Source organism: Pseudonocardia ailaonensis (assembly GCF_039531635.1).
Classification (GTDB): Bacteria; Actinomycetota; Actinomycetes; order Mycobacteriales; family Pseudonocardiaceae; genus Pseudonocardia; species Pseudonocardia ailaonensis.
Window position 1 is genome coordinate 300,133 of sequence record NZ_BAAAQK010000004.1, and the last position, 12,236, is coordinate 312,368.

13 protein-coding genes are annotated in these 12,236 nt (G+C 72.2%); 11 read left to right on the forward strand and 2 right to left on the reverse strand.

Features of this window, described 5'->3' with window-relative positions:
* Positions 1 to 4: 4 nt before the first annotated feature.
* The 9 genes from trpC (at position 5) to ABD324_RS07895 (ending at position 8,920) form a co-directional block, all read left to right on the forward strand.
* Positions 5 to 820: an indole-3-glycerol phosphate synthase TrpC gene (gene trpC, locus ABD324_RS07855; protein ID WP_344414261.1), complete on the forward strand. Its 816-nt coding sequence runs from the start codon at positions 5 to 7 to the stop codon at positions 818 to 820.
* A complete protein-coding gene (trpB, locus tag ABD324_RS07860; protein ID WP_344413992.1) occupies positions 817 to 2,190 on the forward strand; it encodes a tryptophan synthase subunit beta in 1,374 nt (457 codons plus the stop codon). Before trpC ends, trpB begins: the two co-directional genes overlap by 4 nt.
* Positions 2,187 to 2,972, forward strand: a complete 786-nt coding sequence (gene trpA / locus ABD324_RS07865) for a tryptophan synthase subunit alpha (RefSeq protein WP_344413994.1) — start codon at positions 2,187 to 2,189, stop codon at positions 2,970 to 2,972. The genes trpB and trpA overlap by 4 nt, the downstream gene beginning before the upstream one ends.
* Before the next feature lie 97 nt (positions 2,973 to 3,069).
* Positions 3,070 to 4,059, forward strand: coding sequence for a prolipoprotein diacylglyceryl transferase (gene lgt, locus ABD324_RS07870; RefSeq protein WP_344413997.1), 990 nt, complete (start codon positions 3,070 to 3,072; stop codon positions 4,057 to 4,059).
* A complete protein-coding gene (locus ABD324_RS07875) occupies positions 4,056 to 4,694 on the forward strand; it encodes a DUF2461 domain-containing protein (protein WP_344413999.1) in 639 nt (212 codons plus the stop codon). The genes lgt and ABD324_RS07875 overlap by 4 nt, the downstream gene beginning before the upstream one ends.
* A 51-nt stretch (positions 4,695 to 4,745) precedes the next feature.
* Complete coding sequence (gene pyk / locus ABD324_RS07880) at positions 4,746 to 6,167, forward strand: pyruvate kinase (protein WP_344414001.1); 1,422 nt, start codon at positions 4,746 to 4,748, stop codon at positions 6,165 to 6,167.
* A gap of 56 nt (positions 6,168 to 6,223) precedes the next feature.
* Entirely contained in the window at positions 6,224 to 7,048 is an 825-nt protein-coding gene (locus ABD324_RS07885) for an acyl-CoA thioesterase (protein ID WP_344414263.1), read from the forward strand.
* A gap of 82 nt (positions 7,049 to 7,130) precedes the next feature.
* The gene (locus ABD324_RS07890; protein WP_344414003.1) at positions 7,131 to 8,414 is read left to right on the forward strand and encodes an O-acetylhomoserine aminocarboxypropyltransferase/cysteine synthase family protein; all 1,284 of its coding nucleotides are present in this window, start codon (positions 7,131 to 7,133) and stop codon (positions 8,412 to 8,414) included.
* Positions 8,411 to 8,920, forward strand: coding sequence for a CoA-binding protein (locus ABD324_RS07895; protein ID WP_344414005.1), 510 nt, complete (start codon positions 8,411 to 8,413; stop codon positions 8,918 to 8,920). The genes ABD324_RS07890 and ABD324_RS07895 overlap by 4 nt, the downstream gene beginning before the upstream one ends.
* 42 nt (positions 8,921 to 8,962) lie before the next feature.
* Here the strand turns inward: ABD324_RS07895 and ABD324_RS07900 are convergent, their stop codons facing one another.
* Positions 8,963 to 9,955: an ABC transporter substrate-binding protein gene (locus tag ABD324_RS07900; protein WP_344414007.1), complete on the reverse strand. Its 993-nt coding sequence runs from the start codon at positions 9,953 to 9,955 to the stop codon at positions 8,963 to 8,965.
* 3 nt (positions 9,956 to 9,958) lie between these two features.
* Complete coding sequence (locus ABD324_RS07905; RefSeq protein ID WP_344414009.1) at positions 9,959 to 10,267, reverse strand: hypothetical protein; 309 nt, start codon at positions 10,265 to 10,267, stop codon at positions 9,959 to 9,961.
* Positions 10,268 to 10,360: 93 nt separating this feature from the next.
* Here ABD324_RS07905 and ABD324_RS07910 point away from each other — a divergent pair, with 93 nt between their 5' ends.
* Both ABD324_RS07910 and ABD324_RS07915 read left to right on the forward strand, forming a co-directional pair.
* Positions 10,361 to 11,344 (forward strand): malate dehydrogenase, encoded by a 984-nt coding sequence (locus ABD324_RS07910; RefSeq protein ID WP_344414011.1) that lies wholly within the window; start codon positions 10,361 to 10,363, stop codon positions 11,342 to 11,344.
* Positions 11,345 to 11,611: 267 nt separating this feature from the next.
* Positions 11,612 to 12,211, forward strand: a complete 600-nt coding sequence (locus ABD324_RS07915; RefSeq protein WP_344414013.1) for a CAP domain-containing protein — start codon at positions 11,612 to 11,614, stop codon at positions 12,209 to 12,211.
* Positions 12,212 to 12,236: the final 25 nt, after the last annotated feature.

Consider the following 12,236-nt stretch of genomic DNA (forward strand, 5'->3'; position numbering starts at 1 on the left):
GGGAGTGGGGAAGAGCGTCCTCGACTCCATCGTGGAGGGTGTCCGGGAGGACCTGGCGGCCCGTGAGGCCGCGGTCGACTTCGCGGAGATCAAGAAGCGCGCCGCGGCGGCGCCACCGTCCAAGGACGTGATGGCCGCGCTGAACGAGCCGGGCGTCGGCGTGATCGCCGAGGTCAAGCGGCGCAGCCCGTCGAAGGGCGCGCTGGCGACCATCCCGGACCCGGCCGTCCTGGCGAAGTCCTACGCCGAGAACGGCGCGCGGGTGATCAGCGTGCTCACCGAGCAGCGCCGCTTCGGCGGCACGCTCGAGGACCTGGCCGCGGTGCGCGCCGCCGTGGACGTCTGCGTGCTGCGCAAGGACTTCGTGGTCACGCCCTACCAGGTGCACGAGGCCCGGGCCCACGGCGCGGACCTGGTGCTGCTGATCGTCGCCGCGCTGGAGCAGCCCGTCCTCGAGTCGCTCCTCGACCGGGTGGAGTCCCTCGGGATGACCGCGCTCGTCGAGGTGCACCACGAGGAGGAGGCGGACCGCGCGCTGGAGGCCGGGGCCAAGGTCATCGGCGTCAACGCGCGGAACCTGCACACCCTCGAGGTCGATCGCAGCGTGTTCGGGCGGCTTGCCCCCGGCCTGCCCAACGACGTGCTGCGCATCGCGGAGTCCGGCGTGCGCGGCCCGGGGGACCTGCTCACCTACGCCGGCTGGGGCGCCGATGCGGTGCTCGTCGGCGAGGGGCTGGTGACCAGCGGGGATCCCGGTGCGGCGGTGCGGTCCCTGGTGGCTGCGGGCTTCCATCCGTCGTGCAGCAGAATGGTGCGGTGACTGTTCAGGCATCTCAGGGCATCGAGACCCCCTCGGGACATGAACCCGACGAGCGCGGCCACTTCGGCCGCTTCGGGGGTCGATGGGTGCCCGAGGCCCTGGTCGCCGCGCTCGACGAGCTGGAGATCGCGTACGAGAAGGCCCGCCGCGACCCGGAGTTCCTGAACGAGCTGGACCGCCTGCACCGGGACTACACCGGCCGGCCCTCCCCGCTCACGGATGTCCCGAAGCTCTCGCAGCACGCCGGCGGTGCGCGGATCCTGCTCAAGCGCGAGGACCTGAACCACACCGGCTCCCACAAGATCAACAACGTGCTGGGCCAGGCGCTGCTCACCAAGCGGATGGGCAAGAAGCGGGTCATCGCCGAGACCGGCGCGGGCCAGCACGGCGTCGCGACGGCCACGGCGTGCGCGCTGCTGGACCTCGAGTGCGTGGTCTACATGGGTGAGGTCGACACCCGTCGGCAGGCGCTGAACGTGGCCCGGATGCGGCTGCTCGGCGCCACCGTGATCCCGGTCAGGACGGGCTCGCGCACGCTCAAGGACGCGATCAACGAGGCGCTGCGCGACTGGGTCACCAACGTCTCCGACACCCACTACCTGCTGGGCACGGTCGCGGGCCCGCACCCGTTCCCGCAGCTCGTGCGGGACTTCCATCGGATCATCGGCCTCGAGGCGCGCGAGCAGATCCTGCAGCGCACGGGGCGGCTGCCCACCGCGATCGCCGCGTGCGTCGGCGGCGGCTCGAACGCGATCGGCATCTTCCATGCGTTCCTCGACGACGCCGGGGTCCGCCTGGTCGGCTTCGAACCGGGTGGGGACGGCGTGGAGACCGGCCGGCACGGCGCCACCCTGACCGAGGGGTCCCCGGGGGCGCTGCACGGCGCGTTCTCGTACCTGCTGCAGGACGAGGACGGGCAGACCGCCGAGTCGTACTCGATCTCCGCGGGCCTGGACTACCCGGGCGTCGGGCCGGAGCACGCGCTGCTCAAGGACATCGGCCGCGCGGAGTACCAGCCGGTGACCGACGCCGAGGCGATGGACGCGTTCTCGCTGCTCTGTCGCACCGAGGGCATCATCCCGGCCATCGAGTCCGCCCACGCCGTGGCCGGTGCGCTGCGGCTGGGCAAGGAGCTGGGCCCGGACGCGATCATCCTGGTGAATCTCTCGGGGCGTGGGGACAAGGACGTCGACACGGCGGCCAAGTGGTTCGGGATGATCGGCTCCGACGAGAGCGCGGAGGCGGCTGACGGGACGGCGATCGCGGAGGGGGAGCTGGCGACCCCGACCGTCGATGCCGAGGGGGAGCACGAGAGGCCCGCCGGGTCGTTCGCGGATGCCGGCAGCGAGACCGAGGGGATCCAGTCGTGAGCGTGGACGCGGTGTTCGAGAAGTGCCGCGCCGAGGGCCGCGCCGCGCTGGTGGGTTACCTCCCCGCCGGCTACCCGACCGTCGACGGGGGTGTCGCGCTGCTCACCGCGATGAGCGAGGGCGGCTGCGACCTGCTCGAGGTCGGTGTCCCGTACTCGGACCCGGTGATGGACGGCCCCACGATCCAGGCCGCCGCGGATCTCGCCCTGACGAACGGCTTCCGCCTGAGGGACGTGTTCACCACCGTCGAGCGGGTCACCGCGGCGGGTGGGAACTGCGTGGTCATGACGTACTTCAATCCGGTGCTGCGCTACGGGGTCGAGCGCTTCGCCGCGGACCTCGCGGCCGCCGGCGGGCTCGGGATGATCACACCGGACCTCATCCCGGACGAGGCGGACGAGTGGCTCGCCGCCTCGGAGGAGCACGGGCTGTCCCGCACGTTCCTGGTCGCGCCCAGCTCCACCGAGCAGCGCATCGCCTCCACGACGGCCGCGAGCTCCGGGTTCGTCTACGCCACCTCCGTGATGGGGGTGACGGGCGCGCGGGACACCGTGAACTCGGCCGCGGGGGAGATCGTCGCCCGCACCCGCCCGCACACGGGCCTCCCGATCGGCGTCGGCCTCGGGGTGCGCAACGGCGACCAGGCGGCCGAGATCGCCGGCTTCGCCGACGCGGTCATCGTGGGCTCCGCGTTCGTCACGGCCGCGGAGCAGGGCGGCCCCGAGGCCGTCCGCGCCCTCGCCCAGGACCTGGCCGCCGGCGTCCGCCGGGCCGTGCGCTGAGCCCTCCCGCGCCCCTTCCCGCGCCCCCTCCCACGCCGAGACGAACCTCGGCCACGTCGCGACCCCCGTCGGACGTGGCCGAGGTTCATCTCGGGCGATGTCGGGGCCGCGCTACGGTGGACCGGTGACGACCGCCCTGCTCGCCTACATCCCCAGTCCGGACCGCGGGGTCTGGTACGTGGGCCCGATCCCGATCAGGGCGTACGCGCTGTTCATCATCCTCGGGATCGTCGTGGCGATCTGGTGGGGCGAGAAGCGGTTCGTCGCGCGTGGCGGCCCTGCCGGAACCGTGGTCGACGTCGCGGTGTTCGCCGTGCCGTTCGGCCTCGTCGGTGGCCGGCTCTACCACCTTGCCACGGACTGGCGCACCTACTTCGGCCCCGGCGGGAACCCCGTCAACGCGCTGAAGATCTGGGAGGGCGGCCTCGGCATCTGGGGCGCCATCGCCCTGGGCGCGGTCGGGGCCTGGATCGGGTGCCGGCGCCGCAAGGTCCCGCTGCCCTTCTTCGCCGACGCGGTGGCCCCGGGCATCGTCGTCGCGCAGGCCATCGGCCGGCTGGGCAACTACTTCAACCAGGAGCTCTACGGCGCGCCCACCACGCTGCCGTGGGGCCTGGAGATCTACGAGCGGGTCGACCCGGCCACCGGCGCGTCGGACCCGCTGGGCGGTGTCGCCGTGGACACGGCGACCCCGATCGCGATCGTGCAGCCCACCTTCCTCTACGAGCTGCTGATCAACCTGGCCGTCGCCGGGCTGATTGTGCTGGCGGACCGGCGGTTCCGGCTCGGCCACGGGCGGGTGTTCGCGCTCTACGTCGCGGGGTACACGTTCGGGCGGTTCTGGATCGAGATCATGCGGACGGACCCGGCCACGCGCGTGTTCGGCGACATCCGGATCAACGTCGTCGTCGCGGCCGGGGTGTTCCTGCTGGCGGTGGTGTACCTCGTCGTGGCCCCGCGGGGGCGGGAGGAGCTGCCGGCCGAGGTGTTCGAACGGGCCGGGGTGGAGCCACCCGGAGCGGACGGGCCCGCGGAGGCGGACACCGCGGAGAACGCGGACGAGAAGGCCGGCGACCGCACGCCGTGAGCGGGTTCGCCGGCTTCGGGGACGGCGCCGTCGAGTTCTACGACGGCCTGCTCGTGGACAACAGCAAGGCCTACTGGACGGACCAGCGCGAGGTCTACGAGGCCCACGTCAAGGCGCCGATGGCCGCGCTGCTCGCCGAGCTGGAGCCCGAGTTCGGCGCCGGCAAGATCTTCCGCCCCTATCGTGACGTGCGGTTCGCCAAGGACAAGTCGCCGTACAAGACGCACTGCGGTGGGTTCGCGCCGCCGTTCTACGTGCAGGTCGGGCCGGAGGGGATGCTGGCGGCCGCCGGCTACTACGGCATGGCACCCGACCAGCTCACCCGCTTCCGCACCGCGGTCGACGACGAGCGCCGCGGCGCGGAGCTCGCACGGCTCCTCGCGGCCGCCGAGAAGGCCGGCCTCGAGGTCGGCGGCGAGCAGCTCAAGACCCGTCCGAAGGGCACCGATCCCGAGCACCCGCGGCTGGACCTGATGCGCCGCAAGGGTCTGATGGTCGCCCGCCGCTGGGCCCCGGACGACGTGCTCCACGAGCGTCGATGCCTCGACCGGGTGCGCCGGACCTGGCGTGCCGGCCGCCCGCTCGCGGAGTGGCTCGCGGACCACGTCGGCCCCTCCGAGCAGCCGCGCCGATAGTTGGCGGTCCTTCAACCTGATCGTTAAAGAGACCGCGCTACGCTGGTCCGCGTGACTCGTCGCACCAAGATCGTCTGCACCATCGGCCCCGCCACCGCGACGCCCGACCGCGTCCGGGAACTGGTCGCGGCCGGGATGGACGTCGCCCGCCTCAACTTCAGTCACGGCACGCGGGACGACCACAAGCGCGTCTACGAGATGGTGCGCCAGGCCGCGGACGCCGAGGGGCGCGCGGTCGGCATCCTGGCGGACCTGCAGGGCCCGAAGATCCGGCTCGGCACGTTCGCCGACGGTCCCACCGAATGGCAGACCGGTGAGGAGGTCCGGATCACGGTCGACGACTGTGCCGGCACCCACGACCGCGTCTCCACCACCTACAAGGGTCTGGCCGCGGACGCCCGCGCCGGGGACCGCCTGCTCATCGACGACGGCAAGGTCGGCCTGCGGGTCATCGAGGTCGAGGGCAACGACGTCGTCTGCAAGGTCACCGAGGGCGGCCCGGTCAGCAACAACAAGGGCCTGTCGCTGCCGGGGATGAACGTCTCGGTGCCGGCGCTGTCGGAGAAGGACCTCGCGGACCTGGAGTTCGCGCTGGGCCTGACCGTGGACGTCATCGCGCTGAGCTTCGTGCGCAGCCCCGCGGACATCGACGGCGTGCACCGGGTGATGGACAAGGTCGGCGTCAAGCTGCCGGTCGTCGCCAAGCTGGAGAAGCCCGAGGCCGTCGACAACCTCGAGGCCATCGTGCTGGCGTTCGACGGGGTCATGGTCGCCCGCGGCGACCTGGGCGTCGAGCTGCCGCTCGAGAACGTGCCGCTGGTGCAGAAGCGGGCGATCCAGATCGCCCGGGAGAACGCCAAGCCGGTCATCGTCGCCACCCAGATGCTCGACTCGATGATCACGAACTCGCGGCCGACCCGCGCCGAGGCGAGCGACGTGGCCAATGCGGTGCTCGACGGCGCGGACGCGCTGATGCTCTCCGGCGAGACCGGCGTGGGCAAGTACCCGATCAAGACGGTCCGGACGATGGCCACGATCATCGAGGCCGTCGAGGCGGGCCCGGCCGGCGTGCCGCCGCTGAACCACGTGCCCCGCACCAAGCGCGGCGTGCTCTCCTACGCGGCCCGCGACATCGGCGAGCGGCTCTCGGCGCGGGCGCTCGTCGCGTTCTCGCAGTCCGGCGACACGGTGCGCCGGCTCGCGCGGCTGCACACCCGGCTGCCGCTGCTGGCCTTCACCCCGGCCCCCGAGGTGCGCAGCCAGCTCGCGATGACCTGGGGCGTCGAGACCTTCCTGGTCGAGACGGTCGACTCGACGGACGCCATGGTCCGCCAGGTCGACCAGGCGATGCTGTCGATCGGCCGGTTCCAGCCGGGTGACCTGGTGGTGATCGTGGCGGGCTCGCCGCCCTCGACCGTCGGCTCGACGAACCTCATCCGGGTGCACCGGCTGGGCGAAGAGGATCACGCCTAGGGCAGGATTCCGGGGTGACCACCACTCCGGCGGGGCAGGCCGACCTCGACGTCCTCATGGACCTGCTCGATCTCGAGCAGCTCGAGATCGACCTGTACCGCGGCGCGAGCCCGCCCGAGTCGCCGCCGCGCGTGTTCGGCGGGCAGGTCGCGGGGCAGGCGCTCGTGGCCGCGGGCCGGACCGTCGAGGCGGACCGGCACGTGCACTCGCTGCACGCCTACTTCATCCGCGGGGGCGACCCGAGCCGCCCGATCGTCTACCGGACGGAGCGGGTCCGGGACGGGCAGTCGTTCTCCACCCGCCGCGTGCTCGCGATCCAGAACGGCAAGGCGATCTTCGCGCTGTCGGCGTCCTTCCAGCTCGCGCAGCAGGGCCTCGAGCACTCCGTCGGGCCGCGGGCGGCGGTCCCGGGCCCGGACGAGCTGCCCGTGCTGCACCAGCGTGTGGAGGCGACCGCGCGCTCCCAGTGGCTGAAGTGGATCAATCGGGCCGTCGACATGCGGCTGGTCGACGAGCACCCGTGGACCGAGGACCGGGTGGCCACGGACGAGCCGATCCGGGCGTGGATGAGGGCCGGCGGGAAGCTCCCCGACGATCCGCTGCGCCACGTCTGCCTGCTGACCTACCTGTCGGACCTGTCGCTGCTCAGCTCGGTGGTGGCCCGTCACGACCTGTCGACGACCTCGCTGCAGATGGCGAGTCTGGACCACGCCATGTGGTTCCACCAGCCCTTCCGCATGGACGACTGGCTGCTCTACGAGTGCTGGAGCCCCGCCGCCTCCGGAGGCCGGGGCCTGGCCCAGGGCCGCTTCTTCACCGAGGAGGGCACCCTGATCGCGACCACGATGCAGGAGGGCCTCGTCCGCCTCCCCCGCCCCTGACCCGCACTGTGGAGCCACAATGGACTGTTCGAGCGCTTCACGCGTGCGGTGCGGCTCCATGATGCGGACGTAGGGTGGGGGCGTGAGCGGGGATCGGGCTTTCGGGTTTCGGACGCGGGCGGTGCATGCGGGGGCGGTGCCGGACTCCGCGGTCGGGGCACGGGCGGTGCCGATCTACCAGTCCACGAGCTTCGTCTTCGAGGACACGCAGGACGCGGCGAGCCTGTTCGCGCTGCAGAAGTACGGGCTGATCTACAGCCGCATCGCGAACCCCACGGTCTCGGCCCTGGAGGAGCGGATCGCGAGCCTCGACGGGGGGATCGGCGCGGTGGCGACGGCGTCGGGGCAGGCCGCCGAGTTCCTCACCTTCGCCGCCCTGGCCGGGGCGGGGGACCACGCCGTCGCGGCGTCGGGGCTGTACGGCGGCACGATCACCCAGCTCGACGTCACGCTCCGCCGGTTCGGGGTCGACACGACCTTCGTCCCCGGCGGTGAACCCGCGGACTACGCCGCCGCGATCCGGGAGAACACCAGGTTCGTGTTCACCGAGGTCGTCTCCAATCCCGGGGGCGAGGTGGCGGACCTGGCCGGGCTCGCGGACGTCGCCCACGCTGCCGGCGTCCCGCTGATCGTCGACGCCACCCTCGCCACCCCGTATCTGTGCCGGCCGATCGAGCACGGTGCGGACATCGTGATCCACTCGGCCACGAAGTTCCTCGGCGGGCACGGCACCACCCTGGGCGGGGTGGTCGTCGAGTCCGGCCGGTTCGACTGGGGCAACGGCCGGTTCCCGACGATGACGGAACCCGTCCCGTCGTACGGCGGGCTGACCTGGTGGGGGAACTTCCAGGAGCTCGGCTTCCTCACGAAGCTGCGCGCCGAGCAGCTGCGCGACATCGGCCCCTCGCTGTCGCCACACAGCGCGTTCCTGCTGCTCCAGGGCGTGGAGACGCTGCCGTTGCGGATGCCGGCGCACGTGGCCAACGCGCAGCGGGTCGCCGAGTGGCTGGCTGCGGACCCGCGCGTGGAGTACGTGCGGTACGCGGGGCTGCCGGACCATCCGCACCACGCCCGGGCGCAGCGGTACCTGCCCGAGGGCCCGGGCGCGGTGTTCAGCTTCGGGGTCCGCGGCGGCCGGGAGGCGGGGGCGCGGTTCATCGAGAACGTGCAGCTCTGCAGCCACCTCGCCAACGTCGGCGACGCGCGCACCCTGGTGCTGCACCCGGGCTCGACGACCCATCAGCAGCTCACCGCGTCGCAGCTCGAGGAGGCCGGGGTGCCGGAGGACCTGATCCGGATCAGCGTGGGCCTGGAGGACGTCGACGACATCCTCTGGGACCTCGACCAGGCTCTGGGGGCGTCATGACCGGGGAGAGCGACGTGCGGAACGACCCGTCGAGCTGGGAGAACCCGTCCGCTTCCGAACGGCAGCGGATCCTGCGGGAGACCCGGACGGTCGCGATGGTGGGCGCCTCGCCCAACCCCGCCCGGGCGTCGAACTTCGTGGCGACCTACCTGCTCTCGTCCACGGACTACGAGGTCTGGTTCGTGAACCCGAACGCCACCGAGATCCTCGGCCGCCCGGTCTACCCGTCGCTGGCCGAGCTCCCGGGCGTCCCCGACCTCGTCGACGTCTTCCGTCGCCAGGAGGACCTCCCCGCCGTCCTCGACGAGACCCTCGCCCTGGACGGCGTGCAGACCTGGTGGCTGCAGTTCGGCCTCTGGGACGAGGCCCTCGCGGCACGCGCGGAGGAGGCCGGCCTGACGGTCGTCATGGACCGCTGCCTCAAGGTCGAACACGCCCGCTTCGCCGGCGGCCTGCACCTCGCGGGCTTCGACACCGGCGTGGTCAGCTCCCGCCGCCGCAGGTAGCCCCCCGTGAGTGGCGATAGTCGCCAGAGCGACTATCGCCACTCACGAGAGGACGCCGTAGCGGGTCAGGAAGGCGGTCGCGACCTGGCCGGGGTCGGCGCCGTCGAGCTGGACCTGCTTGTTCATGTCCTGCATCACCGCGGTCGTGAGCAGCGCGGACACGCAGTCCAGGGTCTGCGCGAACTCGGGCCCCTGCGCGTCCGCGACGGCCCGTGTCACCACCGGCGCCACGAACTGGTCGCGGAAGAGGCGCTGCGGGTCCGCCAACGCCGTGTAGGCGCCGCCCGCGAGCGCCCCGTCGGTCGAGAAGCCGTCCGCGGCGTTCGCCCGGCCCTCGTCGAGCGCCTCGTACACCTGGTCCGCGGCCACGGACACGAAGCGGAGCCCGCCGAGCCCGTAGGTGGTGCGCAGGCCGGGGAGCCCGGTGGGCCGGGTCGCGAACGGCGGCTGCCCGGCCAGCGCCACCCCGTCTCCCGCGGTCCCGATCCGCGCCAGGTCACCGATGCCGACCAGCCCGTACCGCCGCGCGAGGTCGGTCCGGACGACGATCACGTCCGTGTTCTCGAACGGCGTCTGTCTCCCGACGACGGCCTGCCGCTCCGTCTCCTCGAACCGTTGCGCAGCGGCGTAGGTCGCCTCGGGCCCGGCGCTCGGCGGGAGGTTCGCGACGCTGCTGGTGATCTCCCCGAGGTACTCGGCGTAGGCGTCGATCTGGCCGGTCGCGAAGGCGCGGTCGATCACCTCGGAGCCGCCGATGTTGGACTGCAGCGTCACGGAGTAGCCGCGGGCGCGCAGGGCCTGGGTGTAGAGCTCGCCGAGGATGTACTGCTCCGCGAAGTCCTTCGACCCGAACCTGACCGGCGGCCTCCCCTCGCCGGGTCGCCCCGCGGGACACGCCATGGCCTGCGCGGTGACCGGCAGGACCACGTCCCCGGGACCCGGCCGCGGCGGCGGTTGGGTGCGCGCCCCGGCACACCCCGCCAGGAGGGCCAGGCAGGCCAGCAGGCCTGCGACGATCCGGGGCGGCGGTCGCACGACCTACCGGAAGAGCAGGTTGTGGAGGATCAGGGTGATCGCGCGGAGCACCCAGAACGCGGGCGTGGCCAGCAGGAACAGCTTCCAGAGCTCCGGCCAGCCGCGCCGGCGCGCGGTGTACGAGGTGGGCCAGGCGGCGAGCACCACGGCGATGAGGATCCAGCCGACCTGGATCAGCAGCCCGGCGGCGCCGCCGTTGTCCCCGAACAGGACCTGGAGGGCGAACGCGATCACCCCCCAGCCGAGCGCGCCGAAGAGCGCCCGGACGTAGGTCACGGGGATCGCCTGGGTGGAGTCCTCCTGCTTCGGCACGCGCAGAGACTAGCCGCCTCGCCGGACGAGATGCCTGCCACCAGCGTGATCCCCGTCGCGGCGCGCGCGGGAGGAGAGGGATAGCCTCACCGCGTGTCCACTCCTGTCACCGTCACTGTCACCGGAGCCGCTGGCCAGATCGGTTATGCGCTGCTCTTCCGGATCGCCTCAGGGCAGCTGCTGGGGTCCGACACCCCGGTCAGGCTGAACCTGCTGGAGATCCCCCAGGCCGTCAAGGCCGCCGAGGGCACCGCGATGGAGCTGAGCGACGGCGCCTTCCCGCTGCTGGCCGGCGTCGAGATCTTCGACGACGCGACCAAGGCGTTCGACGGCACGAACGTCGCCCTGCTCGTCGGCGCCCGCCCCCGCACCAAGGGCATGGAGCGCGGCGACCTCCTCGAGGCCAACGGCGGCATCTTCGCCCCGCAGGGCAAGGCCATCAACGCCGGCGCGGCGGACGACATCAAGGTCCTCGTCGTCGGCAACCCGGCCAACACCAACGCCCTCATCGCGCAGTCCGCGGCGCCGGACGTCCCGGCCGAGCGCTTCACCGCGATGACCCGGCTCGACCACAACCGCGCGCTCGCGCAGCTCTCGCAGAAGCTGAACGTGCCGGTGACCGAGATCAAGAAGCTCACGATCTGGGGCAACCACTCCGCCACGCAGTACCCGGACCTCTACCACGCCGAGGTCAACGGCAAGATCGCCGCGGAGCAGGTCGAGGAGTCCTGGCTGAAGGACACCTTCATCCCGACCGTCGCCAAGCGCGGCGCCGCGATCATCGAGGCCCGGGGCGCGTCGTCGGCCGCGTCGGCCGCGTCGGCCGCGATCGACCACGTCTACACCTGGGTCAACGGCACCGCCGAGGGCGACTGGACCTCCATGGCCATCCCGTCCGACGGCAGCTACGGCGTGGCCGAGGGCATCATCTCCTCCTTCCCGGTCACCACGAAGGACGGCAAGTACGAGATCGTCCAGGGCCTGGAGATCGACGCCTTCTCCCGCGAGAAGATCGACGCCTCCGTCGCCGAGCTGGTCGAGGAGCGCGAGGCCGTGAAGGGCCTGGGTCTGATCTGACCGGCCTCATCTGATCCACCCCGGAAACGGCCCCTCCCGCACTCGGAGGGGCCGTTTTCGTGCCGAGATGAACCTCAGGGCGATTCCGTCCATGATCGAATCGCCCTGACGTTCATCTCGGCTGGGCGCCAGGGGGCCTGCCCCCGGTGATCACGGGGGTACGGGCGGGGGAGCACACCATCGGCGCAGCGCGGCGTTTACCGGATGCTTCTCCCATCGGCGGACGAACCGGACCGCCGCACCGAATCCCTCAAGGGAGACAACGAGATGCGTACCGCCGCCCTCCGCCGCACCGCCGTCCGACTCGCCGCCGCCACCGTCCTCAGTGTCGCGAGCGTCGGCGGGATCGCCGTCGTCGCCGCCCCCGCCGCGTCCGCCGCCCCCGCGGACTGCGCCTACAACCCCGGCGGCCGGGGTGGCTACGGCTCCTACGTCGACGGCCTCGCCCTGGACCACATGGACTGGGAGATCGACGTGGCGAACGCGATCAACTCCTACCGCGCCTCGAAGGGCCTGAAGGCGCTGACCTACTCCCGCACGCTGGCCCGCCCGGCGATGTGGGCGAGCCTCGACAGCGACGCCCGTGGCTTCTCCCCGTCGAACCACGTCGACACCCGCGGCATGGGCATCGCCCAGCGCGTCCAGTTCTGCTCCGGCTACACCGGCTTCGTCGGCGAGATCAACTACTGGGGCACCGGCAGCACGGCCTGGACGGGCCCGCAGGCCGCGGTGAACTGGTGGAAGGGCTCCGCGCCCCACAACGCCTGGCTGCTCAACCCCCAGGCCAAGACCTTCGCGGTCGGCCTCGCCTACGAGGGCAACGACCGCCACCGCGCCCACTACACCGTGGTCTTCGGCGACCACTAGGAGTGTGCTGAAGAGCTCCGGCCGT